General features: G+C 58.0%; 23 protein-coding genes and 1 pseudogene. 10 read left to right on the top strand and 14 right to left on the bottom strand.

Features of this window, described 5'->3' with window-relative positions:
- Positions 1–14 precede the first annotated feature (14 nt).
- Positions 15–1,985 carry an excinuclease ABC subunit UvrC gene (gene uvrC, locus U5L73_RS12595; RefSeq protein ID WP_322562678.1) on the bottom strand — a complete coding sequence of 657 codons (1,971 nt, stop codon included), beginning with the start codon at positions 1,983–1,985 and terminating at the stop codon, positions 15–17.
- 48 nt (positions 1,986–2,033) lie between these two features.
- Here uvrC and earP point away from each other — a divergent pair, with 48 nt between their 5' ends.
- The 3 genes from earP to U5L73_RS12610 all read left to right on the top strand — a co-directional run bounded on the left by earP (position 2,034) and on the right by U5L73_RS12610 (position 4,903).
- Positions 2,034–3,233, top strand: coding sequence for an elongation factor P maturation arginine rhamnosyltransferase EarP (gene earP / locus U5L73_RS12600; protein ID WP_322562679.1), 1,200 nt, complete (start codon positions 2,034–2,036; stop codon positions 3,231–3,233).
- 107 nt (positions 3,234–3,340) lie between these two features.
- A complete protein-coding gene (gene efp / locus U5L73_RS12605; protein ID WP_296507542.1) occupies positions 3,341–3,895 on the top strand; it encodes an elongation factor P in 555 nt (184 codons plus the stop codon).
- Positions 3,896–4,033: 138 nt separating this feature from the next.
- On the top strand, positions 4,034–4,903 hold the full coding sequence (locus U5L73_RS12610) for a TIGR00730 family Rossman fold protein (protein ID WP_322562680.1): 870 nt from the start codon (positions 4,034–4,036) through the stop codon (positions 4,901–4,903).
- Positions 4,904–4,949: 46 nt separating this feature from the next.
- Here U5L73_RS12610 and U5L73_RS12615 read toward each other — a convergent pair.
- The 6 genes and pseudogenes from U5L73_RS12615 to U5L73_RS12640 form a co-directional block, all read right to left on the bottom strand.
- Positions 4,950–6,093 (bottom strand): annotated as a pseudogene (locus U5L73_RS12615) (MFS transporter).
- A 107-nt stretch (positions 6,094–6,200) separates the two neighbouring features.
- On the bottom strand, positions 6,201–7,604 hold the full coding sequence (rmuC, locus tag U5L73_RS12620; RefSeq protein WP_322562681.1) for a DNA recombination protein RmuC: 1,404 nt from the start codon (positions 7,602–7,604) through the stop codon (positions 6,201–6,203).
- A 133-nt stretch (positions 7,605–7,737) separates the two neighbouring features.
- Entirely contained in the window at positions 7,738–8,736 is a 999-nt protein-coding gene (locus tag U5L73_RS12625) for a D-glycerate dehydrogenase (RefSeq protein ID WP_322562682.1), read from the bottom strand.
- A complete protein-coding gene (gene pncB / locus U5L73_RS12630) occupies positions 8,733–9,983 on the bottom strand; it encodes a nicotinate phosphoribosyltransferase (RefSeq protein WP_322562683.1) in 1,251 nt (416 codons plus the stop codon). The genes U5L73_RS12625 and pncB overlap by 4 nt, the downstream gene beginning before the upstream one ends.
- Positions 9,984–10,090: 107 nt before the next feature.
- Positions 10,091–10,786 carry a nitroreductase gene (locus tag U5L73_RS12635; protein ID WP_322562684.1) on the bottom strand — a complete coding sequence of 232 codons (696 nt, stop codon included), beginning with the start codon at positions 10,784–10,786 and terminating at the stop codon, positions 10,091–10,093.
- A complete protein-coding gene (locus tag U5L73_RS12640) occupies positions 10,783–11,226 on the bottom strand; it encodes a thioesterase family protein (RefSeq protein ID WP_322562685.1) in 444 nt (147 codons plus the stop codon). The genes U5L73_RS12635 and U5L73_RS12640 overlap by 4 nt, the downstream gene beginning before the upstream one ends.
- 296 nt (positions 11,227–11,522) lie before the next feature.
- Here U5L73_RS12640 and U5L73_RS12645 point away from each other — a divergent pair, with 296 nt between their 5' ends.
- Complete coding sequence (locus tag U5L73_RS12645) at positions 11,523–12,068, top strand: phasin family protein (RefSeq protein ID WP_313880365.1); 546 nt, start codon at positions 11,523–11,525, stop codon at positions 12,066–12,068.
- Positions 12,069–12,253: 185 nt separating this feature from the next.
- Here the strand turns inward: U5L73_RS12645 and U5L73_RS12650 are convergent, their stop codons facing one another.
- Positions 12,254–13,180 (bottom strand): patatin-like phospholipase family protein, encoded by a 927-nt coding sequence (locus U5L73_RS12650; RefSeq protein WP_416221309.1) that lies wholly within the window; start codon positions 13,178–13,180, stop codon positions 12,254–12,256.
- Between the two features lie 118 nt (positions 13,181–13,298).
- On the opposite strand from U5L73_RS12650, the gene U5L73_RS12655 reads away from it, so the two are divergent.
- Positions 13,299–13,787 carry a DUF1499 domain-containing protein gene (locus U5L73_RS12655; RefSeq protein ID WP_322562686.1) on the top strand — a complete coding sequence of 163 codons (489 nt, stop codon included), beginning with the start codon at positions 13,299–13,301 and terminating at the stop codon, positions 13,785–13,787.
- Between the two features lie 52 nt (positions 13,788–13,839).
- Here the strand turns inward: U5L73_RS12655 and clpA are convergent, their stop codons facing one another.
- The 3 genes from clpA to icd form a co-directional block, all read right to left on the bottom strand.
- Positions 13,840–16,149, bottom strand: coding sequence for an ATP-dependent Clp protease ATP-binding subunit ClpA (gene clpA / locus U5L73_RS12660; protein WP_322562687.1), 2,310 nt, complete (start codon positions 16,147–16,149; stop codon positions 13,840–13,842).
- 79 nt (positions 16,150–16,228) lie between these two features.
- Positions 16,229–16,585 (bottom strand): ATP-dependent Clp protease adapter ClpS, encoded by a 357-nt coding sequence (gene clpS / locus U5L73_RS12665; protein ID WP_322562688.1) that lies wholly within the window; start codon positions 16,583–16,585, stop codon positions 16,229–16,231.
- Between the two features lie 146 nt (positions 16,586–16,731).
- A complete protein-coding gene (icd, locus tag U5L73_RS12670) occupies positions 16,732–17,985 on the bottom strand; it encodes an NADP-dependent isocitrate dehydrogenase (RefSeq protein ID WP_322562689.1) in 1,254 nt (417 codons plus the stop codon).
- A gap of 167 nt (positions 17,986–18,152) precedes the next feature.
- On the opposite strand from icd, the gene U5L73_RS12675 reads away from it, so the two are divergent.
- Positions 18,153–18,608, top strand: coding sequence for a DUF192 domain-containing protein (locus U5L73_RS12675; RefSeq protein ID WP_322562690.1), 456 nt, complete (start codon positions 18,153–18,155; stop codon positions 18,606–18,608).
- Positions 18,609–18,693: 85 nt separating this feature from the next.
- Here U5L73_RS12675 and U5L73_RS12680 read toward each other — a convergent pair whose 3' ends face one another.
- From U5L73_RS12680 to xseA, 3 genes are all read right to left on the bottom strand, one after another.
- Positions 18,694–20,931, bottom strand: coding sequence for an NADP-dependent isocitrate dehydrogenase (locus U5L73_RS12680; protein WP_322562691.1), 2,238 nt, complete (start codon positions 20,929–20,931; stop codon positions 18,694–18,696).
- A 239-nt stretch (positions 20,932–21,170) separates the two neighbouring features.
- Complete coding sequence (locus U5L73_RS12685; RefSeq protein WP_322562692.1) at positions 21,171–21,752, bottom strand: superoxide dismutase; 582 nt, start codon at positions 21,750–21,752, stop codon at positions 21,171–21,173.
- Between the two features lie 46 nt (positions 21,753–21,798).
- Entirely contained in the window at positions 21,799–23,100 is a 1,302-nt protein-coding gene (gene xseA / locus U5L73_RS12690; protein WP_322562693.1) for an exodeoxyribonuclease VII large subunit, read from the bottom strand.
- A gap of 208 nt (positions 23,101–23,308) precedes the next feature.
- Between xseA and U5L73_RS12695 the strand changes: the two genes are divergently transcribed.
- From U5L73_RS12695 to U5L73_RS12710, 4 genes are read left to right on the top strand one after another with little or no spacing between them, the layout of a single operon-like run.
- Positions 23,309–23,935 carry a MotA/TolQ/ExbB proton channel family protein gene (locus U5L73_RS12695; protein ID WP_322562694.1) on the top strand — a complete coding sequence of 209 codons (627 nt, stop codon included), beginning with the start codon at positions 23,309–23,311 and terminating at the stop codon, positions 23,933–23,935.
- Between the two features lie 14 nt (positions 23,936–23,949).
- Positions 23,950–24,375 carry a biopolymer transporter ExbD gene (locus U5L73_RS12700; protein WP_322562695.1) on the top strand — a complete coding sequence of 142 codons (426 nt, stop codon included), beginning with the start codon at positions 23,950–23,952 and terminating at the stop codon, positions 24,373–24,375.
- Positions 24,376–24,378: 3 nt separating this feature from the next.
- On the top strand, positions 24,379–25,434 hold the full coding sequence (gene lpxK, locus U5L73_RS12705) for a tetraacyldisaccharide 4'-kinase (protein ID WP_322562696.1): 1,056 nt from the start codon (positions 24,379–24,381) through the stop codon (positions 25,432–25,434).
- Complete coding sequence (locus tag U5L73_RS12710; protein WP_322562697.1) at positions 25,415–25,597, top strand: Trm112 family protein; 183 nt, start codon at positions 25,415–25,417, stop codon at positions 25,595–25,597. Before lpxK ends, U5L73_RS12710 begins: the two co-directional genes overlap by 20 nt.

The raw sequence follows: 25,597 nt of genomic DNA on the forward strand, positions 1-25,597 counted from the left end.
GATTGTGGCACGGCTTAATGCAGCGCCCGGTAGATTTCCTCCGCCAATTCACGCGAGATACCTTCGACCGATGCAATGTCTTGCGCACTGGCCTGCTCCACGCCGCGAACCCCGCCGAAACGCTGTAACAAGCGCGCGCGCCGCTTGGGGCCGATGCCGGGTATTTCTTCCAACTTGCTGCCACCCGTTCGTACCTTGGCCCGAGCGGCACGCATTCCCGTAATAGCGAAGCGGTGGGCCTCGTCGCGAATTTGAGCGACCAACATCAGCGCAGCCGAGTCTGCACCGAGGTACACCTTGTCTCGGCCATCGGCAAACACCAATTCCTCAAGCCCCACCTTGCGGCCCTCGCCTTTTTCGACACCGACGATCAGCGACAAATCCAGACCGAGGCTCTCGAAAACCTCCCTCGCCATGGACACTTGCCCCTTACCGCCGTCCACCAAGACGAGGTCAGGCAACCGCGCGTTACCAGCCAAGGTGCTTCCGCTGTGCTTGGCTTCACGCACGGCCTCTGCGATCTTGCTGTAGCGCCGGGTGAGCACCTGACGCATTGCTGCGTAATCATCTCCACCGGTGATGCCATCGATGTTGAATCGCCGGTACTCAGCGTTCTGCATCTTGTGCTGCTGAAACACCACGCACGAAGCCTGCGTGGCTTCCCCTGCCGTGTGTGAAATATCGAAGCACTCGATTCGCAGATCATCCAAGTTGTCCATGGCGAGATCCAAAGCATCCGCCAAGGCGCGAGTGCGCGCCTGCTGCGAGCCCTCTTCAGACAGCAAGCGCGCCAATTGAAGGGCCGCATTGGTTTGGGCCATTTCCAACCAAGCCCGGCGCTGCTCCCGGGGTTGGTGCACTGCCGCGGCCTTGACACCGGTTTGCTCCGCCAGCGCCTGCATGAGCGCTTTGCTCACCGGCTCACTCACCACAAGCACCGAGGGCATGGGTACTTGCAAATAGTGCTGGGCGATAAAGGCCTCCAACACTTGCACTTCGACGGGCTGCGCGCTCGCACCCTCGTCCGTCACATCCATCACCGAGGCATCTTCCACATGCACTGGGAAATAAGGCCGATCGCCCAAATGGCGCCCGCCCCGCACCATCGCCAGGTTGACACAGGCTTTGCCCCCCTGCACTTTGACGGCCAAGATGTCCACATCCCGGTCCGACACGTTATCTACCGATTGCTGATGCAAAACATTAGATAGCGCCGCTACTTGGTTGCGCAACTCGGCGGCTTTCTCAAACTCCAGCTTGTCCGAGTGCGCCATCATGCGGGTCTCCAGCCCGCGCATGACGTCCTGCGCCTCCCCTTTGAGAAAGCGCTCGGCATTTGCCACATCCTGCGCATAGTCCAGCGGCTGAATATGGCCGACACACGGCCCTGAGCAGCGCTTGATCTGGTAAAGCAAACAAGGGCGGGTGCGGTTGGCAAATATCGAGTCTTCACAGGTGCGCAAGCGGAACACCTTTTGCATCAACAGAATGGCCTCTTTGACGGCCCACGCGCTGGGGTACGGGCCAAAATAACGGTGCTTTTTCTCAACAGCTCCCCGGTAATACGAAACCCGCGCAAATTCCACCGGTTGAGGAGCTCGTGCGGCCACCGGGGGCTCGGCTGGCGCCAGTTTTTTGGGCACGGGAGGCGTACCCGTCATCTTCAAATAGGGGTAGCTCTTGTCATCCCTGAACAGAATGTTGTACTTGGGGTTCAGGGTTTTGATGAGGTTGTTTTCCAGCAGCAGCGCTTCCGCTTCAGAGCGAACGACCGTGGTCTCCATACGCACAATCTTGCTGACCATGTGCCCGATACGGGTGCCGCCATGGTTTTTCTGAAAATAGCTGCTCACCCGCTTCTTTAAGCTGATGGCTTTGCCGACATACAAGACTTGGCCATCCGCATCAAAATAACGATAAACGCCGGGCAAAGACGGCAATGCCGCTACTTCACGCAGTAGCTCTTCAGGATGGGTATCACTCATGGGGCGCTATTGTCCGCCCAGTGGCGCCCCTTGTGCACAATCGGGCGCATGTCCCTAGTCACCTCTACACCGACTTCCCGCCACGACTCCGCACCACCATGGCAATGGGATGTGTTCTGCCGCGTGATCGATAACTTCGGCGACATCGGCGTATGCTGGCGCTTGTGCACAGACCTCGCGAGCCGGGGCCACCACGTCCGTTTGTGGGCGGACGATAGCAGCCCGTTAACCTGGATGGCTCCCGGTGCGCGTGAGGGCCTATGGCCGGGCGTTCAAGTACTGGACTGGGCACAGTCCCAAGACGCTGCCTTTGTCGCACAACTCCCCCCTGCAACCGTGTGGATTGAGGGATTCGGATGCGAAATCGCTCCTGAATTCATAGCGTCATATGCAATTTCCATCAGCGCACGCGCCTCAGAAGTCATCAAAACCCCGGTATGGATCAACCTCGAATACCTCTCCGCAGAGAGTTATGTAGAGCGCTGCCACGCCCTGCCCTCGCCAGTAATGCAAGGTCCCGCCAAAGGTTGGACCAAACATTTTTACTACCCCGGCTTTACCGCGGGCACGGGCGGCTTGCTGCGGGAATCCAAACTGCTGGCAGCCGCAGCGCAATGGGACCACACAAAGCGCTCCGACTGGCTGCGCAGCCATGGAGTGACTTGGCAAGGCGAGCGGCTGATCAGCCTGTTTTGCTACGAGCCCGAGGGCTTGAGTGCCGCGCTTGCACATTGGATGCGCGGCCCCGAGCAGACGCTGCTGTTGGTGACCCCGGGCCGTGCTGCCCGGGCCGTGCAAGCGGCATGGAGCACTGCCGTAGAGGCTTCTGGTGTCCCTGCGGGTGACAACAAACTGCGTCTCCACCACCTTCCCGCGCTTGCGCAGGCCGAGTTTGATGAGCTGCTGCGCAGCTGCGATGTCAACCTGGTTCGGGGCGAAGACTCGCTGGTGCGCGCACTTTGGGCAGGCAAGCCTTTCTTATGGCACATCTACCCCCAAGACGACGGGGCACACCGCGACAAGCTCAACGCTTTCCTCGACTGCCTGCAAGTCCCCGCCGGCTTACGCACGCTCTTTGCCGCCTGGAATGGCCTCCCCTTGCCAAGTGGCGCCGAAAGCACGCCCATAGACTGGGCTCTGCTGCACGCCGAAGAATCTCGCATGGCAGCGCACGACTGGCGCCTTCAGCTGGCTTCTCAAGAGGACTTGGTCACAGCGCTGGTCAATTTCGTGGAGAAAAAGCGATAAAATACGAGGCTTTGCTGAATTAGCCGCCCGAGTTTTGGGGCGATTCATGCCCCCGCCGCAGACTGCGGCCTACAGTCGCACTTAGCGACACTCGCTCAAGCAACCCTATGAAAATCGCACAAGAAATCCGCGCCGGCAACGTGATCATGCACGGCAAAGACCCCATGGTCGTCCTGAAAACCGAATACAGCCGTGGCGGCCGTAACTCTGCCACCGTGCGCATGAAGCTCAAGAGCCTGATCGCCAACTTCGGCACCGAAGTTGTGTTCAAGGCCGACGACAAGATGGACCAGATCATCTTGGACAAAAAAGATTGCACCTACTCCTATTTCGCAGACCCCCTGTATGTCTGGATGGACGCTGACTACAACCAGTACGAAGTGGAATCGGAAAACATGGGTGATGCCCTGAACTACCTCGAAGACGGCATGACCGCTGAAGTGGTGTTCTACGAAGGCAAGGCCATTTCTGTCGAATTGCCGACCAGCGTGGTTCGCGAAATCACCTGGACTGAACCTGCAGTCAAGGGCGATACCTCCGGCAAGGTGCTCAAGCCTGCCAAGATTGCAACCGGCTTCGAAATCGGCGTGCCAATTTTCGTGGCTCAGAACGACAAGGTCGAAATCGACACCCGCACCGGCGAATACCGTAAGCGCGTCTAAACCCCGTGCTGCACAGGCCCTTCAGGACCTGCTCATAAAAAGCTCCTTCGGGAGCTTTTTTTATGCCTGCGAACAAGCCGCAAAAAACGGTACGTCTCTTGCCTTCAGAGTGCCACGAAACTGCCGCACAATGAAGCCATGGAAAACACGCAAAACCTCAACGAAAGCCGTATCGCCAACGCCTGGGCGGACCTGCAAAACCACTCTGACCAAGGTGGCGCCCTCGACCAGGACGCCTACCGACTGGCCTTCGCCGATCCTGAATTTCTGCTGCGCCGCGAGACCCGTGGCATCCGCATCCAGCTCGAGATGCTCAAGCCCGACCTCGACCAAGCCGCACAGGGCGTGGACAACACCGTGGTGGTCTTTGGTAGCGCGCGTTTCCCGTCACCGGAAGATGCCGAGGCGTTTGCACAGGCCGCCGAATCATCGGGCGATGCCCAGCAAATCGCGGTGGCCAAGCGCCACTTGCGCAACGCCAAGCACTACGACAACGCACGTTTGTTTGCCCGCTTGGTAGCCGGGCACAGCGCCCGCAAACCCAAAGACCAGCGCTTGTTCATTTGCACTGGCGGTGGCCCCGGCATCATGGAGGCGGCCAACCGCGGCGCCCACGAAATGGGTGCCCTCACCCCCGGCCTGAACATCACCCTGCCGCATGAGCAACGGGCCAACCCCTACGTGACGCCGTCTTTGAGCTTCAAGTTTCACTACTTTGCCACCCGCAAAATGCATTTCATGATGCGTGCCAAAGCGCTGGTAGCGTTTCCCGGCGGCTTCGGGACCCTGGACGAGCTGTTTGAAGTGATCACGCTGGTGCAAACCAAGAAAGCTAAGCCGGTGCCCATCATCCTGTTCGGCACCGACTACTGGAAACGCCTGATCAACATGGATGTACTGGTGGAAGAAGGGGCCATCTCACCGGAAGACCTGAACCTGCTCCACTACACCGACGACCCGCAAGACGCTTGGGACGTGATCCGTAACTTCTACGGACTGCCAACTTAAGGCCCCCACGCTCCGCCGCTGAGCGGGTCGCTGCCCCCCAAGGGGGCTAATTTGCCTTGGGGCGACCCCGCGGCAAATTGTCCTCAGCACGCAGCCCCCACGCTGCGTGTGAACCCAGCCCCACCAAGGCACCCACGGTCCAGAACACCACAGACACCCCCACCACCACGCCTGCCGTGCCAAAGAGCATGGGCATGAGCACACTAGACAGGTTGATAGTCATCAGCCGCAAGGCAATCGCCTGCCCGTGCAGTGCATGGGGCGTGATTTGGTGCAGCATGCTCATAATCATCGGTTGTACCGTGCCCAGCGCCAGCCCCAGCAATACCGAGCACATGCCCATCGCCCAAGCACTGGGCATCAAGGGGTAGACCGCAAACAGCACAGCGGTTACCACCATGGCTGCGGTAACCACGGCCCACTCGCGCAGCCGGGCCGCCAGCATGGGCAAGAAGACCCGCACCACTGCAGCCGCAACCGCAAAGGCGCCCAGAATCGTGCCGATCACAGAGGCGCTGTAGCCCCGTTCATGGCCGAGCACCGGCACCACAAAGGTGTGCACATCCCAGCAGCTGGAGAGCAACCAATTCACCAACAGCAGCCGGCGCATGATCGGCTCTTTGAGCAGCGGCCACGCGCTGGGTGCAACTCCTCCCACGTGCACAATGGGCTCCAGCTCTCGGGTAGAGCGCACGCACAGCCACGCCAACGAGGGCAACAAGGCAGTGAGTGCAAATGCCGCCACAAAACCGTTGCGGTCTGCTGCACTGCCGCCCAGCCAGACACCCGCATAGTCAATCAGCAAGCCCGCACACACAGGCCCCACAAAGTTGGAGATCGCGGGGCCGATGGACAGCCAGCTGAACACACGGCGCAAATCAGTGGCATCCGCCGCCGCACGCCCGACATGGCGTTGCAGAGCAATCGAAGCCGCGCCGGTGGCCCCCCCCCATCATCAAGGCCGCAAAACACAGCACGACAAAATGCGGAAAAACCACCGCCGCGCTGGCGCCTATCGTGGCGGCCACCACCGCCCGGGATACCGGCTTACGCAGACCATGGCGGTCTGCGAAGCGCCCCGCCGGCAAGGCTAAAAACACCTGCGACAAAGAGAACAAAGCCAGCAAAAAACCCACCGCCAAGGGGCCATATCCGTGCTGCAAAGCCCACAATGGCGCAGCGAGCCGCATGCCCGCCATACTGGCATGCAGACAGACGTGTCCGCTGATCAAGCGCAGCAGCGCCCTGGGTCCCTGCTGTGGGTCAGTTGCGGATGGCGCGGAAGGGTGAAGGCCGCTCATAGGCCGGCACCGTCAGCATCCCGGTCCAAATCGCGGTCTATGGGTAGCAGGGCTTGCGCCTGGGTGTCTGGCAAGGCCTCCACTTTTTTGAGTGCCCGCCCCATGGCGCGGCTGCGCACTTCGGCGCTGTCAAGGGTTTTGAGCACGGTCTCGGTTTGCGACTTGACCCGGGCCAGCACATCGCCGAACTTGCTGAACTCAGTTTTAACAGCACCCAGCACCTGCCACACCTCGCTGGAGCGCTTCTCCAACGCCAGCGTGCGGAAGCCCATTTGCAAGGAGCTGAGCATGGCCAGCAAGGTGGTGGGCCCGGCCAGGGTGACGCGATGCTCGCGCTGCAAAGCTTCCATCAGGCCGGGGCGGCGCAGCACTTCGGCGTACAGGCCTTCGGTCGGCAAAAACAGAATGGCGAAGTCGGTGGTGTACGGGGGCTCCACATACTTCTCGGAAATCGACTTGGCCTCCAGCCGAATACGCATCTCGAGCGCCTTGCCCGCCGCCTCGGCAACGGCAGCATCCGCCCTGCCCTGGGCGTCCAGCAGGCGCTCGTAGTCTTCGTTGGGGAACTTGGCGTCAATCGGCAGCCACAGCGGCTCGCCGTTCTCCGACTTGCCGGGCAGCTTGATGGCGAAATCCACCACGTTTTTGCTGCCGGGGCGCGTGGCGACCTGCGTGGCGTATTGGTCGGGCACAAACACCTGCTCCAAGAGAGATGCCAGCTGGGCTTCGCCGAACATGCCACGGGTTTTGACGTTGGTGAGCAAGTGCTTCAGGTCGCCCACGCCTTGCGCGAGCGACTGCATTTCGCCCAGACCTTTGTGCACCTGCTCCAGTCGCTCAGCCACCTGTTTGAAGCTCTCGCCTAAACGGGCTTGCAAGGTGGTCTGCAACTTCTCGTCCACCGTGGCGCGCATTTCGTCGAGCTTGGCAGCGTTAGTGGTTTGCAGCTGGGCCAATTGGGCCTCGAGGGTCTGGCGCACTTCGGCCATGCGGCGGGCGTTGGATTCGCTCAGGGCACTAAGTTGATTGGCCAGGGTGTCGGACAGGGTCTTCTGCAAGAGCGCGAGTTGCTGGCCGAAGGCGTCGATCTGGGTGTTCTGTGTGCGGGTGGCTTCGGCGGCTTGCTGTACCAAGCTTTTTTGAAACATGGCCAGGTTTTGCGCTAACTCTTGGCGACCACTGCGAGCGCTCTCCTGCACCTCGCGACGCAGCTCGCGCTCCACGCGTTCGCTGCTGGCTTGCAGGCGCGCCAGCAGCTCTTGGCGCTGGGCCTCGAGTTGTGCAATCTCCTGGGTCCGGGCCTGCGGATCATTGTCCGTGCGACTGCGCAACAACAGCAACAGCAACACGAGTTGCAAGATGCCTAAAACCAACCCCGCCACCACCATCCACTCCGCCATAGATTCCTTCTAGTTATGCATCATTTAGGCCACCAGCGCTCATTGAATATGCGCGAGTAGCTATGAATTCAATAGCAAACTGTCACACAAGGCCTATTGCGCACTTGCATGAACGTGCCCCTCCCGTAGCGCTTTAGCGCCGCACTGCGCCCAGTGTGTTCACGGGGGTGAGCACCTCGCCTGTCGCAAAAAAGCGCAGCAGGTTGTCAGCGGCCAACTGGGCCATGGCACGGCGCGTCGCCAGGGTCGCGCTGGCGATGTGCGGAGTCAGCACCACGTTGGGCACGGTCAGCAAGTCCGGGTGCACTTGGGGTTCGCCTTCAAACACGTCCAGCCCGGCCGCAGCAATCTGCCCGCTGCGCAGGGCGCGGGCCAGCGCCGCATCGTCCACAATGCCGCCGCGCGCAACATTGGTCAGGGTGGCGGTGGGCTTCATTTGCGCCAACTCCGCAGCACCGATGGTATGGTGCGACTCCGCCGAGTACGGCACCACCAGCACCAGATGGTCAGCCTGTGCGAGCAGCGTCGCTTTGTCTACATACTGCGCGCCACACGCCACTTCTAGCCCTGCATCGAGCCGGCTGCGGTTGTGATAGATCACCTTCATGCCGAAGCCATGGAAGCCGCGCCGCGCTATGCCCTGCCCGATGCGCCCCATGCCCAGAATGCCGAGCGTGGCGCCATGGATGTCGCCGCCGCAAAACATGTCGTGACTCCAGCGCTTCCACAAGCCGGCACGCAAAAAATGTTCACTCTCGGCCATGCGGCGGGCGGTGGCCATCATCAGCGCGAAGCCGAAATCGGCGGTGGTCTCGGTAAGCACATCCGGAGCATTGGTGCCCTGCACGCCGCTGGCGGTCATGGCCGGCACATCAAAGTTGTTAAAGCCCACGGCCATGTTGGCGCAGATTTTGAGCTGCGGGCAGGCCTGCAACAGCTCGGCACTGATGCGCTCGCCACCCGTGGTGAGCACGCCGTCTTTGCCTTGCAGGCGGGCGGTCAAGTCCTGAGGCGTCCACACGGCATCCGCTTGGTTGTGCTCGACCTCAAAGGCCGTCTCCAGCTGAGCGATCACCTCCGGGAAGATGGCCCGGCTGACCAGAACGCGAGGCTTGGTAGTTGATGTTGTCATGCTGAAGCAGAGGTTTGGGTGGAGGGCACAACAGATGTCTCCGCAGGGTTCGGAATTTCAAACACCTGGCGCAGATAGGCCAAATATTTCTCGTCATCGCACATGTTCTTGGATGGCGTGTCGGAGAGCTTGGCCACCGGCTGGCCGTTGCAACGCACCATTTTGATGACGATTTGCAGCGGCGTGTAGCCCAAGTCGTTGGTCAGATTCGTGCCAATGCCGAAGGCCAGTTGGCAGCGCCCACGGAACTGCTGGTACAGCTCGATGGTGCGCGGAATGGTCAGCCCGTCGCTAAAGATCAGTGTTTTTGTGCTCGGGTTCACCCGGTTGCTGAGGTAGTGCGCAATCATGCGCTCACCCCAGGTGAACGGGTCGCCGCTGTCATGGCGCGCGCCATCGAAGAGCTTGCAGAAGAACATGTCGAAGTCGCGCAGAAACACGTTCATGCCGTACACATCGCTGAGCGCAATGCCGAGGTCGCCGCGGTACTCCCGCGCCCATGACTCGAAGGCAAATATCTGGCTGTCCCGCAAACGCGGGCCCAAGGCCTGCGAGGCCTGCAGGTATTCGTGGGCCATGGTGCCCAGGGGCGTGAGCCCCAGCTTAATAGCCAGCAACACATTGCTGGTACCCGCCAGCTGGCCGGGGCGGCCTACGGCATTGCCTGGGCTTTGCACCGTGCCGAGCTTGGCGCTGAGCACTCGCAGCACTTCGTCGTGCCACGCTCGGGAAAACCGGCGGCGGGTGCCATAGTCGGCAATTTTCAGGTCCTCCAGGCCCTCTGCACGCAGCTGCTCAATCTTGGTTTCCAGACGCTTGCGCCCTTCCACAAAGTCCGGCACCCGCTGGGTGTTGCGGAAGTACACCTCGTTCACGATGGCCAACACCGGAATTTCAAACAAGATGGTGTGCAGCCACGGCCCGACGATGCTGATGTCCAGCTCGCCGTTGGCCAAGGGTGTGACGGTGATGTACTTTTCATTCAGGCGGAACAAGCCTAGAAAGTCCACGAAGTCGCTCTTGATAAAGCGCATAGACCGCAGGTAAGCCAGCTCGCTTTCCTGGAACTGCAGGCTGCAGAGGGAGCGGATTTCCTCGCGAATTTCCGCCGCATGCGCTGCCAGATTCATGCCCGGGTTGCGGCACTTGAAGCGGTACTCCACCTGCGCCCCCGGAAACTGGTGCAGCACCACCTGCATCATGGTGAATTTGTAAAGGTCGGTGTCCAGCAGGCTGGTGATGATCATGAGGCGTTCAGGCTGCCATGAAAGGCCGCCCAGGAAATTGCTATCAATTCAGGAGCTACTTGCGCTTATTTATAGAGCGCCAGCAGCCGTTTTCGTTCAAATGACGATCATTCCACCCAGCGGGTGAAGTCTGCCACAGGCACGCGCGGCGTGTGGAAGGTATTGACCGGCGCATCGGGGTCGGCATAGCCAAGCGACATGCCGCAGACCAGCATTTCGCCCTCGCCCGCGCCGATGTGCGGAAGGATGATGCTGGAGAAGCCGTTCCACGCCGCCTGCGGGCAGGTGTGAAGCCCACGCCCCCGCGCTGCCACCATGATGTTCTGCAGAAACGCGCCGTAATCCACCAACGAGCCGCGCCCCATGACCTTGTCAAGGGTGAACATCAGGCCGACCGGCGCATCAAAGAAGCGGAAATTGCGCTGGTGCTGCGCGTGCATTTTGTCCTTGTCGGCCTTGCCGATGCCCAACAAGCCATAGAGCCCCCAGCCGTTCTCGCGCCGGCGGTCGATATAGGGGCTGACCCATTGGGCGGGGTAGTAGTCGTATTCCTCTTGGTACTGCGCAGCCAGCTCGGGGTTGGCGCGAATGGCGCCATGCGCGGCACAGGTTTTGTCCACCAGAGCATCGCGGCTCGCACCTTGCAGTACATAGACCTTCCAGGGTTGGCAATTGGTACCGGAAGGAGCGCGGCTGGCTACGTCCAAGATGGCTTCAATGTCTTCCCGGGCAACTGCCTGGGGCAGAAAGGCCCGGGCGGACATGCGGGAGCGGATGGCGTCATCGACGATGGCTGCGGTCATTGCAAGGTCTCCAGTAGTTGTCTCAAGGCATCAGGGAGCGGGACCGGCTTGCGGGTGAGCCTGTCCACATAGACATGGATGAAGTGGCCTTTGGCGGCAGTGGTATCACCCTCGCCAAAGATACCGATCTCGTAGCGCACGCTCGAAGTGCCGAGTTTGGCAACCCGAATACCGGCCTGCACCACCTCGGGGAAGGACACAGAGGCGAAGTAATTGCACTGGGTTTCCACCACCAAGCCGATGGTGTCGCCGGCATGGATATCGAGCACGCCCTGCTCCATCAGGTAGGCGTTCACCGCGGTATCAAACCAGCTGTAATACACCACGTTGTTCACGTGACCGTAGACATCGTTGTCACTCCAGCGGGTGGGAATGGTGCGCAGTACCCGGTAGGCACTTCGCGGCTCGGCGTGGGGCTTCAGGGGCACGTTTTGCTGCATGCAAACTATTTTGCCAGCGATAGTGACACGGGCTAGCGGCACGCCCGATATAAGGGAGTGCGAAGTGGATTTATCTGAGTTGCCCCACTTGCGGTTGATGACACGCCTGCGAAAAACAGGCCTGTAGTCGCTGATTTAGGAAAAATACCTTAATTTGCTGCACCGCAACAAAAAGTGCTTGCATTGATACCAGGGCTGCCTATAATTCAATCCATGCTGCACTGCAACATAACGTCCACGGGGACAGATGATGACGGCGCAGATGGTGATTTTTACCTTAACTCTTGGAGATCTCTATGCTGACCGTTGAACAAGTTATCGCTTCCCACAAAGCCAACATCGAAACCCTGTTTGGTTTGACTACCAAGGCTTTCGAAGGCGTGGAAAAGATTGTCGAGCTGAACCTGACTGCATCTAAAGCAGCCATGGCCGAAGCCGCTACCCACACACAAACTTTGCTGAGCGTGAAAGACGCCCAAGAGCTGTTGGCCTTGCAATCCGGCCTGCTGCAGCCTTTGGCTGAGAAGACCGCTGCTTACAGCCGTCACCTCTATGACATCGCCACTTCCACTGGTGCTGAATTCACCAAAAACGCTGAAGCTCAAGCTGCTGAAGCCCAGAAGAAGTTTTCTGGTCTGGTCGACAGCGCTGCCAAGAACGCTCCTGCAGGTTCCGAATCTGTGGTCGCCATCATGAAGAGCTCTGTGGCTGCTGCTAACAATGCCCTGGAATCGGTGCAAAAAGCAGTGAAGCAAGCGACTGAAGTTGCCGAAGCTAACTTCAACGCTGTGGCTGCTACTGCAACCAACGCCACCAAGGCTGCGACTGCGAAAAAGCGCTAATTTGGGTACGGGGCACTAAAACAATTTTGGTTTTTTTGTCCCTACCACTAGCTACCAAGGGAAAACCCTGAGATAATTCCTTCAACAGAAACTTCCTTGTTTCTACCGTTTGTCTCCTCGGGTCCTTTCGAAACCTTCAGGTTCAGGGATCCCTTCAAGGCCTCGTTGTAAAACGGGGCCTTTTTTTACCTCTCTCGTGCGGCAAGTGCCGCCTTGAGCTCAGGAATCATCTTGAGCATAGCTTGCCGGCCTGCCTCGATGGAGCGTTTGCGGGCACTGAAATCTGAACTTCCAATCCCTTGCAACGCAGGGCGCACCACGACCTCAGCGTCCCGGAGTTCATAGCGGTTGATGCTTTTGCCCATGATCGAGAATGTTTGCATCAGGATATCCAGGGTGCCCCCAGTCAGACTGCCTTCAGGCGGGCTGGAAATGTCGACCGCGATTACAAAATCAGCCCCCATGCGGCGTGCTGCACCCACAGGCACCGGGGATACGAGGCCACCATCGACATACTCGCGCCCCGCGATTTTTACCGGCTGAAACACGGCCGGCACCGCGCTGGAGGCCCGCACCGCAGTACCGGTATCCCCTCTTTGGAACAACACGTCATTACCAGTGTTGAGGTCGGCAGCCACGATGCCCAAGGGCATGGGTAGGTCCTCGATCAATTTGCTGCTGACCTGCGCATTGACGTAGCGCGCCAAGGCATCACCGCGCAACATGCCACGGCTGAAGATGGGTAGGGTCCAGTCGGCAATAGCAGCTTCCTCCATCGTCTCCGCCACACGCTGCAGCTGGGCTCCATTCTTGCCACTCGCGTAAATCGCCGCAACCAGACTACCGGCGGATGTACCAGTCACCAAATTGGGTTTGATCCCGTTTTCTTCCAACACCTGAATCACGCCGACATGGGCAAAACCACGCGCAGCGCCACCACCCAAGGCCAAGCCGATTTTTGGAGGCGGCTTGGGTGCTGCGACTATCGGGGGCACGGACTCCAGCGCTGCGGAGCCACTGTTTTTCGACACGCCAGGTGCTGTAGAGCACGCCGCGATCAGCGCGGCTGCGGCGAGCACCAGTGGTCCTCGCACTAGATTCAAAAACTTCATCACCATCCCTATTAAAAAACTGTTGACTCTCAATGTCGCCTAGCCGTCACACACAAGTCAATCGCTCCAAACTTTGACCTACCATCTCCGCATGCAACATTCGCCCAAAGGAATATTCATGAAAACTTTATGGTTCGTCGGCCTGGTAGTGATACTGCTGCCTGCTGTGGTCTTCTTCGCAGGACAGTTCGGCATGCTCAAAGGCAAATCACCGGGTGACCTCGGCGTTCACAACGGTCGCCTCAAGCCCCCTTCCAGCACACCGAATAGTGTCAGCAGCCAGGCCGGGCTATACCCCGAACATCCTCAGCGCGAGTACGCTGATATTTCTCCCCTGCACTACCAAGGCGACGGCGCGTCTGCGCTGCGCAAGCTAGCCGATATTGTCCGCGCTTTGCCAGCGACTACGGTAGTCACGGAGACCAGCGACTACCTGTACGCTCAGAGTACAACTCCAACGCTGAAGTTCACAGACGACGTTGAGTTTTGGTTGAACCCTGCAGAACAGGTCATCCATGTCCGCTCGGCAAGTCGTATCGGACGCAAGGACTTCGCCGTCAACCGGGCCCGTGTAGAAAGCATAAGGGCCCAGTTCGAGAAGAACTGAGCCCTTGAAGGCCTGCAACACTTAGGAGTTGCAGGCTTGGTAGGCATTTCAATCAGCCTGCCGTGGCCTCTTCCGACTTGGACTTGCCTTCCTTTTTGGGGATAGGCTGGATATCCAAAGACACCTCATCCTTGTCGTCTAGGTCCACCGTCAGGCGACCACCGTCGACCAAGCGTCCAAACAACAACTCGTCGGCCAGTGCACGACGAATCGTGTCTTGGATCAAACGCTGCATGGGTCGGGCGCCCATCAAGGGGTCGAAGCCTTTCTTGCCCAGATGCTTGCGCAGCTTGTCAGTGAAAGTCACCTCGACCTTCTTCTCGGCCAATTGGGTTTCAAGCTGCAAGAGGAACTTGTCAACCACCCGCAAGATCACAACCTCGTCTAGAGCTTTGAAACCGACGATCGCGTCCAAACGGTTGCGGAACTCGGGGGTGAACAAGCGCTTGATGTCCGTCATCTCGTCACCGGCTTCCCGCGGATTGGTGAAACCAATCGTGGCCTTGTTCATCGTCTCGGCGCCGGCGTTGGTGGTCATGATGATGATCACGTTGCGGAAGTCGGCCTTGCGTCCGTTGTTATCGGTCAAAGATCCATGGTCCATCACCTGCAACAGCACATTGAAGATGTCCGGATGCGCTTTTTCGATCTCATCCAGTAACAACACAGCATGGGGCTTCTTCGTGATAGCTTCAGTCAGCAAACCACCCTGGTCAAAGCCCACATAGCCAGGAGGCGCACCAATCATGCGGCTCACCGCATGCCGCTCCATATACTCGCTCATATCGAAGCGAATCAGGTCGATGCCCATGATGTAGGCCAGCTGCTTCGCGGCTTCGGTCTTGCCGACACCGGTGGGGCCGCTGAACAGGAAAGAGCCGATCGGCTTGTCGCCTTTGCCCAAGCCTGAGCGAGCCATTTTGACCGCAGAGGCGAGCACATCAAGCGCTTTGTCCTGACCGAATACCACGCTCTTGAGATCGCGCTCCAGCGTTTTCAACTTGCTGCGGTCATCGTTGGAGACGTTGGCAGGGGGAATGCGTGCGATCTTCGCCACGATCTCCTCCACCTCGGTCTTGCTGATGGTCTTTTTGCGTTTGCTGGGCGCCAAGATGCGCTGTGCAGCACCCGCCTCATCGATCACATCGATGGCCTTGTCCGGCAGCTGCCGATCGTTGATGTACTTGGCACTCAACTCTGCTGCGGCCTGAAGTGCAGCAACCGCGTATTTCACGTTGTGGTGCTCTTCAAAGCGTGACTTCAATCCTTTCAGGATCTCAACCGTCTGGTCAATGGTGGGCTCCACCACATCCACTTTTTGGAAGCGCCGTGACAGCGCAGCGTCTTTTTCAAAAATGCCGCGATATTCAGTAAATGTCGTAGCACCAATGCATTTCAACTGGCCAGAGCTCAGGCTCGGCTTGAGCAAGTTTGACGCATCCAAGGTACCCCCAGAGGCTGCACCGGCTCCGATGAGCGTGTGAATCTCGTCAATGAACAAGACGGCATTGGGCTTTTCCTTCAAGGACTTGAGAACCGCTTTCAAGCGCTGTTCAAAGTCTCCGCGGTATTTGGTACCAGCCAAGAGGGCGCCCATGTCAAGCGAATACACCACCGAGTCGGCCAGAATCTCAGGCACGTTATTTTGAGAAATGCGCCATGCCAGTCCCTCCGCGATGGCAGTCTTGCCCACACCAGCTTCACCAACCAGCAAGGGATTGTTCTTGCGCCGGCGGCACAGGATTTGAATAACCCGCTCCACCTCATAATCACGACCGATCAGGGGATCAATCTTGCCCTCTTTGGCCAACTGATTCAGGTTCTGCGTGTACTGCTCCAGCGGAGACGCTTTTTCGTTCTTCTCGCTCACGCCCTCTTCGCCATCCGAAGGCGCTTCATTCGATTTGGCAGCTTCGGGCGGGTCGGTTTTCTTGATGCCATGCGCAATGAAGTTCACTACATCCAAGCGGGTCACGCCTTGCTGGTGGAGATAGTAGACCGCGTGAGAATCTTTTTCGCCAAAGATGGCTACCAGCACGTTGGCGCCAGTCACCTCTTTCTTGCCACTGCCTGTGCTCTGCACGTGCATGATGGCGCGCTGGATCACACGCTGAAAGCCAAGCGTCGGCTGCGTATCGACTTCATCAGACCCTGCCACTTGCGGCGTGTTGTCCTTGATAAAGTTGGTAAGAGATTTGCGCAAATCATCGATGTTGGCGGCGCAAGCTCTGAGCACTTCTGCCGCACTGGGGTTGTCCAACAGAGCCAACAACAAGTGCTCCACGGTGATGAATTCATGGCGCTGCTGACGGGCTTCCACGAATGCCATGTGCAAGCTGACTTCCAATTCTTGGGCAATCATGTGAATTCCTTTTTCTGCCTTGGTGATGAATGACTGTAATCCGATTTGATTGCTGAGTGACCGAAGTTTCAGCTTTCCCCTACAGATCTACGGGCTCACTGACACATTTCAATGGGTGACCTGCCTTGTGTGCAGCGTCCAGCACTTGGTCCACTTTGGTAGCGGCAATATCTTTCGGGTAAACGCCACACACTCCACGTCCATCCAAATGGATTTTGAGCATGATGGCTGTGGCAGCCTCCAGGTCTTTTCCAAAGAACTCCTGAATCACAACCACTACAAACTCCATCGGTGTGTAGTCGTCATTGAGCATGATGACTTGGTACATCGAAGGGGGTTGTACCTTCTGTGCCAGGCGTTCGAGGACGACAGTACCGTCGTCGCTGCCTGCGGGCGGTGGCTTGATTGCGGGTGGTTTGGGAGTATTTGTAGCCATGAAATGATTCTATCGGGAGGCACAAAGCCGCAAATGCGAAGATCAACTGGGGGACGATGCCTGAATTTCAAGCACCGCATAGAAAAAGCCGCACAAGCTTTCGCTTAGGTGCGGCTGGTTAACTCAAAACACGGGGTTTCAAGCGGCTACATGTTGTCGATCATGATCTGCCCAAAGCGTGAACAGCTGACCTGCTGAGCGCCATCCATCAGTCGCGCAAAATCGTAAGTGACCTTTTTGCTCGCGATCGACTTTTCCAAAGAGCGGATGATCAGGTCGGCGGCCTCTTTCCAGCCCATGTGACGCAACATCATTTCTGCGGACAAGATTTCGGAGCCGGGGTTGACGTAGTCTTTGCCGGCGTATTTGGGTGCCGTGCCATGGGTCGCCTCGAACATGGCAACCGTATCCGACAGGTTGGCTCCGGGCGCTATGCCGATGCCGCCCACTTGGGCAGCCAAGGCATCAGAAATGTAGTCCCCGTTCAAGTTCAAAGTGGCGATCACGCTGTACTCCATCGGGCGCAAGAGGATTTGCTGCAAAAACGCATCCGCGATGCTGTCTTTGATGATGATGTAGCGGCCCGTGTTGGGGTTTTTGAACTTGCACCATGGCCCACCGTCGATCAGCTCGGCCCCGAACTCTGCCATTGCCAAGTTGTAGGCCCAATCACGGAAGCTGCCTTCCGTGAACTTCATGATGTTGCCCTTGTGCACGATGGTGACATTGGGCTTGTCATTGTCGATAGCGTATTGAATGGCCTTGCGCACCAAACGCTCAGTGCCTTCGCGCGAAACGGGCTTGATACCCAGACCGGAGGTCTCCGGGAACCGGATTTTCTGAATCCCAAAATCGTCACGTAGCACCTGGATCAAGCGAATCGCTTTTTCAGAGCCGGCTTCAAACTCAATGCCCGCATAAATGTCTTCAGAGTTCTCGCGGAAAACGACCATGTTGGTCTTTTCCGGTTCCTTCAACGGGCTGGGAACGCCTTTGAAGTATTGGATCGGCCGCAAACAAACATAGAGGTCCAACTCCTGCCGAAGCGCCACATTCAAAGAGCGAATACCGCCACCTACCGGCGTCGTGAGAGGGCCTTTGATGGATACCAGATAGTCGCGCACCACATCCAGAGTTTCTTGTGGCAACCAGACATCAGGGCCGTACACCCGGGTAGCTTTTTCACCTGCAAAAATTTCCATCCATTGGATTTTTCGGACCCCGCCGTAGGCTTTCTCCACGGCTGCGTCAACGACCCTCAACATCACCGGCGTAATGTCTTGGCCAACGCCATCGCCTTCAATGAAAGGGATGATGGGCTGATCCGGAACATTCAATGATTTGTCCGGGTTGGCCGTTATTTTTTGGCCCTGCTGAGGTATTTGAATGTGCTGGTACATAGAAAAACAAAACTCCAATATCCAAAACGCACAACCGCAGAGTGTTGAAAAACTGTGGGCTCCGGCGCGGTATGCCTTGGAATCATTCTAGTTGTAAAGTCACAAGCTCCTACTTGCGAAGCGGTGACAATGCGCCTCGCAACCCGTTATCCCGCAAAGCTGCCCGCATGACTTATTTCAAAACACTGTTTCTTTCTGTTGTGCTCTTGGGAGTACCCTGGGCACACGCCCAAGAAAGCGCCCAGATGGACCTACCCAGGATCAAGATGAGTGCTGGCATGTACCAAATCGAAGCGCAGGTAGCCCGCACCCCCGACCAGCGATCCATCGGCTTGATGTTCCGCAAGGAAATGCCGACCCATGAAGGCATGCTATTTGTGTTTGAACAACCTTCCGGCTTGTGCTTTTGGATGAAAAACACACTCATCCCGCTGACTGCGGCCTTCATCAGCGACGATGGCACTGTTGTGAACCTTGCCGACATGAAACCACAAACGACCGACTCACACTGTGCGTTGCGCCCCGTTCGATACGTGCTGGAAATGAACCGGGGGTGGTTTGAAAAGCGAGGCATTAAGGCAGGTTCCAAGATCAGTGGAGCGCCTTTTGATTCGGCAAAATGAATACACTTGCACCATGTAAAAAGGGTTGCCGGAATCTCCGGCAACCCTTTTTTATGGGTCACAGCCCGAAGGCTGCGGTGCGTCTTTAGACAGCGACAGACCCCAAGGCAGCGTTCAAAGTTGCACTCGGGCGCATGATGGCCTCCAGCTTAGCGGTGTCTGGCAGGTAGTACCCACCGATGTCCACTGGCGCACCTTGCACTGCAGCGAGCTCGGCAACAATGGTTTGCTCTTTAGCAGCCAACTCCTTGGCCAATGGTGCGAACTGGGACGCCAACTGGGCGTCGTCTGTCTGGGCTGTAAGCGCTTCGGCCCAGTACAAGGACAAGTAAAACTGGCTGCCACGGTTGTCGAGTTGACCTGTTTTCGGAGATGGGTTCTTGTTGTTATCCAACAATTTTCCAGTCGCCGCATCCAATGTTTTCGCCAACACCTTGGCCTTGGCATTGCCGGTCTTCAGACCCAAGTCCTCCAACGACACTGCCAAAGCGAGGAACTCGCCCAACGAATCCCAACGCAAGTGGTTCTCTTCCACCAGCTGTTGAACGTGCTTCGGGGCAGAGCCGCCGGCACCGGTTTCGTACATGCCGCCACCGGCCATCAAAGGCACGATGGACAGCATCTTTGCAGAGGTGCCGAGTTCCATGATCGGGAACAAGTCCGTCAGGTAGTCGCGCAGAATGTTGCCCGTAGCGCTGATCGTGTCTTGACCGCGAATTACGCGCTCCAAGGTGTAGCGCATGGCGCGAACCTGACTCATGATCTGGATATCCAAGCCTGTGGTGTCATGCTCGTGCAAGTACATTCTGACTTTGGTGATCAGCTGCGCCTCGTGAGGGCGATAGGCGTCGAGCCAAAACACAACAGGCATTCCGGAGTTGCGGGCGCGGTTAACCGCCAGCTTCACCCAATCGCGAATCGCAGCATCCTTGACCTGGCACATGCGCCAGATATCACCCGCTTCCACGTTCTGGCTCAACAGCACTTCACCAGTGGCCAGGTCAGTAATGTTCGCAACGCCGTCTTCGGAAATTTCGAAGGTCTTGTCGTGCGAGCCATATTCTTCGGCCTGCTGAGCCATCAAACCTACGTTGGGCACGGTGCCCATGGTCTTGGGGTCAAAGTTGCCGTGCCATTTGCAGAAGTTGATCATCTCCTGGTAAATGCGGGCGAAAGTGGACTCAGGCATCACTGCCTTCACGTCTTTCAGACGGCCGTTAGCATCCCACATCTTGCCGCCGTTACGGATCATGGCGGGCATGGACGCATCCACAATGATGTCGTTGGGTGAGTGGAAATTGGTAATCCCCTTGGCGGAATCCACCATGGCCAGCTCAGGGCGGTGCTCATGGCAGGCGTGCAGGTCGCGCTTGATCTCGTCTTGTTTGGACTGGGGCAATGTCGCGATCTTGCCGTACAGATCCGCCATGCCGTTGTTCACGTTGACGCCCAATTCCTTGAACAAGGCACCGTGCTTTGCAAATGCGTCTTTATAGAAAATCTTGACGCAGTGGCCGAACACGATGGGGTGCGACACCTTCATCATGGTGGCCTTGACGTGCAAGGAGAACATCACGCCGGTTTTGCGAGCGTCTTCAATTTCCTTCTCGTAGAACTCCAGCAAGGCCTTTTTGCTCATGAACATGCTGTCGATCACTTCGCGGTCGAGCAAAGAAACCTTGGGCTTGAGCACCAGCGTCTGGCCGCTCTTGGTGATCAACTCCATCTTGACATCACGCGCACGGTCCAATGTGATGGACTTTTCGCCATGGTAGAAGTCACCAGCATGCATGTGAGACACATGCGAGCGAGAGGCTTGGCTCCACTCGGCCATGCTGTGCGGGTTCTTGCGGGCGTATTCCTTCACCGCCTTGGGTGCACGACGATCCGAGTTGCCTTCGCGCAAAACCGGGTTGACCGCGCTACCTGTGCACTTGGAGTAGCGGACGCGAATCGCCTTCTCTTCGTCAGTTTTGGGAGTCTCAGGATAGTCAGGGATCGCGTAGCCTTTGCTCTGCAGCTCTTTGATACAGGCAACCAACTGGCCTACCGAAGCACTGATGTTGGGCAGCTTGATGATGTTGGCGTCCGCTTGAAGCGTCTTTTTACCCAGCTCAGCCAAGGTATTGGGGACCTTTTGGTCTTCTGTGAGGAAGTCAGAAAACTCGCCCAACACACGCGCAGCCACCGAAATATCCGACTCCACTACGTTGATGCCTGCAGGCGCAGTGAATGTGCGGATCAAAGGCAGGAACGAAGCAGTGGCCAAACGGGGGGCCTCGTCGGTCAGTGTGTAAATAATCGTCGGTTGCTGGGTACTCATCGCTTATCTCCAAAAATGAGGTGTTGTTGACGCAGAACTGTTTCACGCACAGGCAGCGGTCTCCGGATAGTGCGTAATTGTGCTTTCAGTGGTCTGACCCGAAATGCATTTTTCTCAATGCATTACCGCAATATGAAATTTAAAACCACTTCAAGGAAATATTTTTATAGGTGCAGTGCAGCAAACGCATAAAAAAAGGCCCGGAGGTTGCCCGCCGAGCCTTTTTATTGCACCAAAACTCAGGCGAAGTTTGCTGCAGCGAAATCCCAGTTCACCAATTTATCGAGGAAGGTTTCCACGAACTTGGGGCGCATGTTGCGGTAGTCGATGTAGTACGCGTGCTCCCAGACGTCCACGGTCAACAAAGCCTTGTCAGCGGTTGTCAGAGGGGTACCTGCAGCGCCGGTGTTGACGATGTCGACAGAACCGTCAGCCTTCTTGACCAACCATGTCCATCCGGAACCAAAGTTGCCGACTGCCGACTTGACGAAGGCTTCCTTGAACGCCGCGTAAGAACCCCATTTCGCATTGATGGCATCAGCCAACGCACCAGTTGGCTCGCCGCCGCCTTGTGGCTTCATGCAGTTCCAGAAAAAAGTGTGGTTCCAGATTTGGGCTGCGTTGTTGTACACACCACCGCTGGACTTTTTGATGATTTCCTCGAGCGTCATGCTCTCGAACTCTGTGCCTTTTTGCAGGTTGTTCAGGTTCACCACGTACGCGTTGTGATGCTTGCCATGATGAAACTCCAGAGTTTCCTGAGAGTATGCGGGGGTCAATGCATCAATGGCGTAGGGCAGCGCGGGCAGGGTATGTTCCATGAGATCCTCGTAGTGGGTGGGTTGTTAACAAAACTTATTGTAGAAACTAATTTTCGTGGGCTGCGCACACGGCCATATCAACCGTACCGTCTGCGAGGGTGGCCGTGATCGCATCCCCGGGCCCGGCTTGTCGAACCGAGGTCACAGTGGCGCCTCGGGCATCCGCAAGCCAAGCGTAGCCCCGTTGCAGCACCAACGTAGGGTCAAGCAACCGCAATCTCAGGGCGGATTGATCCAAGCGCTCATGCGCTTGCCGCCCCAAGGTATGTACCCTACCCGAAAATTTAAGCACCAATGCCTCGTGCTGGCGGCGGGCCTCTAGCAAGCGGGCTTGTTGAGCCCCCTGTAGCTTATGCGCCACTTGCTGCAGCCGCAGGGAGTGCCCGACCACCACACCGGATGGGCGACCGGCTCTGGTGGCAACGCGGTCCAAACGTTGCGCCTGGGTATTCAGCTGACGCTGGACAGCAGCACTCAAACGCTCTTGCATCAAATCGATGGCAGCTAAGCAGGTGGTAGTGGGTGTCGCTACCAATTCAGCAGCGGCAGTTGGCGTCGGGGCGCGAACATCCGCCACAAAATCAGCAATCGTGAAGTCGGTCTCATGCCCGACGCCAGACACCACCGGAATGGGCGACTCACTCAACGCAATGGCCAGTGCCTCGTCATTGAAGGCCCACAGGTCCTCCATAGAACCGCCGCCGCGCACCAACACAATCACATCCAGAGGGGTGCCCGCGCCGTCTATATCAGCGGAGCGGGCCAGCAAGGCTTGCAAAGCGCGGGTGAGCTCGGCCGGCGCATTGCCACCCTGTACCGAAGCAGGAGCCAGCACCACAGGAATATGGGGCACACGGCGACGGAGCGCGGTGGCTACATCATGCAGCGCAGCCGCCCCCAAAGACGTAATCAGGCCGATTCCGCGGGGCATCAGGGGAAGCGCTCTTTTGCGCTCCTGCGCAAAGAGGCCGCGGGATTCAAGCCGATTTTTGAGGCGAACAAACTCTTCGAACAGATTGCCCTGCCCTTGCTTGCGCATGCTCTCCACAATCAGCTGCAGATCTCCGCGCGGACCATAAATATCCAGGCGCCCCGACACCTCAACCAACTCGCCGTCACGGGGAGCAAAGTCCAGCTGAGAGGCCGCGCGCTTAAACATGGCGCACCGGATCTGGGTATCGTGATCTTTGAGCGAAAAGTAGCAATGGCCGCTCGCAGCCCTGGAAAAGCCAGACAGTTCGCCAGTCACCCGCACGGCGTTAAAGCGTGCATTCAGGGTGTCTGCCAGCGCACGGCAGAGCGCGTCTACCCGCCAGACACGGGGCGCGGCCTCGTCATGGTTGATCATGGGGCTGTCCGGCTTGCAATGCTGCAAACACTGCCAAAAATTGCGGGGGAATCATTCGGTATCAAATCCTTTGGGGCGGAGTATGCCTCTTGCAAACGACCCATGCGGGGCTAACGGTTTGAAACGATTCCAGAGACGCCCGCGCGCCACCGGATAACCGGCAGTGGGCCATAATCCCTCTGCTTTTTAACTGCGCGGAGATCTGCATTTGTTTTCCATCATCCAAGCCGCCGGCTGGCCCATCTGGCCCCTGATTGCATGCTCCATTGTGACTCTGGCCATTGTCATTGAGCGGTTTATCAGCCTCAAGACCGCTAAAGTGGCGCCACCCCGCCTGCTGGATGAAGTCTTGAGCGTGACCAAAAGCACGGTCCCCGGCCCCGATGTGGTTGCGCAGCTCGAAAAGAACTCTGCACTGGGGCAGGTTTTGGCCTCCGGACTGCGTGCTGTGAACGCAAACCCGCATTGCACCGAAGATGATCTTCGCGCCACGATGGAAGGCAGCGGTCGCTTGGTTGCCCAGCGGCTCGAACAATACTTAAGCGCATTGGGCACCATCGCCTCAGCCGCGCCCATGTTGGGATTGTTTGGCACCGTGATCGGCATGATCGAAATTTTTGGCTCCCAAGCCCCTGGCAGCACAGGCGGAGGCAACCCGGCACAACTGGCCCACGGCATCTCGATTGCGCTGTACAACACGGCCTTCGGCTTGGTGGTCGCCATCCCCGCTTTAATTTTTTGGCGCTACTTCCGGGGCCGGGTCGACGCCTATCTGCTGACACTGGAGCTGAGCTCTGAGCATCTGGTGCGCCACCTCAAAGCACTGCGCAAGTGAAGAAGGACGCATCCATGAACTTCCGGCGTCGTCATCAGGAAGAGCCTGAGATCAACCTGATCCCCTTCATTGACGTGTTGTTGGTGATCCTTATTTTCTTGATGTTGTCGACCACCTACAGCAAGTTCACCGAGCTCCAACTCCAGCTGCCTGTTGCTGATGCAGATGCGCAGCGCGATTACCCCAAAGAACTGATCGTAGCGGTCAGCGCAGATGGCGCCTACAGCATCAACAAACAGGTGGTAGCAGGCCGCAGCACAGAGGCCCTCTCCATGGCCCTCATCGAGAATGCAAAGGCGGGCAAAGACACCGTCATCATCATCAGTGCGGATGCGAGTGCACGGCACCAAGCGGTAGTAACTGTGATGGAAGCCGCCCGCCGCTCGGGAATGAATCAGATCACCTTTGCCACCCAGTCGTCCGGAAACGGCGGCAAATAAAGCATGCTGCCCGCAGTCCAGGCGGCCATCACCCGGGCCTGGGTTTCCGGTGGCTGGGTGAGTGGGGCCCTGGTCCCTTTCTCCCTGATTTATGGCGTGCTCACGGGCCTACAGCGCTTCGCCTACCGCGCAGGCCTGCTCCAGAGCAGTGCGCTGCCCGTCCCGGTGATCGTGGTGGGTAACGTGATTGCGGGTGGCGCAGGCAAAACCCCCTCCGTGCTCGGAGTGGTAGCCCACCTGCTGGCGCAAGGACACCAGCCCGGCATTATTTCGCGGGGCTATGGTGGAAGCCTTCAGGAGCCAACGCCTGTCACCCCCAACAGCCCCGCAAAGCTCGTGGGCGACGAGCCTTTGCTGATGCACCGCAAAAGTGGCGTGCCAGTGGTGGTGGGCCGCGATCGCGTGGAGGCCGGGCGCCGCTTGCTCGACCTGTACCCCGACACGACCCACTTGGTGTGTGACGACGGATTGCAGCATTACCGCCTGCGCCGGGATATCGAAATCTGTGTGTTTGATGCCCGCGGCCTCGGAAACGGCGGCCTGCTGCCAGCGGGCCCGCTACGTCAGGCCTGGCCTCGCGCGTTGGTAGCCACTGCAGGTCAAACCGAGAGAAGGACACTGACGCTCCATACCGGTGCCAACACTCTGCCTGGTTTTTTGGCCCAGCGGTCTTTGGCGACCACGGCCATCAACGCCACCGGGCAGACAATGCCCCTGACTTCGCTGCAGCACAGTCAGCTGCCGTTGCATGCGGTGGCAGGCATTGCACAACCCGAGAATTTTTTCAGCATGCTGCGCGCCCAAGGGCTCACGCTGGCAAGTACTGACGCGCTGCCGGATCACTATGATTTTCATAGCGACTCGCGCAATAAATACGAGGGCAAAGTGCTTATTTGCACAGAAAAAGACGCCACCAAACTCTGGCAGCACTGGCCGGACGCGTGGTCAGTCCCGCTGATTCAAACCTTGCCTCCTGATTTTCTGGCTGCGCTGGACACAGCGCTCCAAGACATGACCCACGCCTCGGTATCATTCCCCCATGGACACACGACTCATTGAACTGCTGGTTTGCCCCGTCACCAAAGGGCCCCTTGAATTCGACCGCGAGAAACAAGAGCTGATTTCCCGGAGCGCTCGCCTTGCCTACCCAGTGCGGGACGGCATTCCGGTGTTGCTGGAAAACGAAGCCCGGGTGCTGAGCGACGCAGAACTGGAAGGCTAA

The organism is Rhodoferax sp., assembly GCF_034520025.1.
Classification (GTDB): Bacteria; Pseudomonadota; Gammaproteobacteria; order Burkholderiales; family Burkholderiaceae_C; genus Allorhodoferax.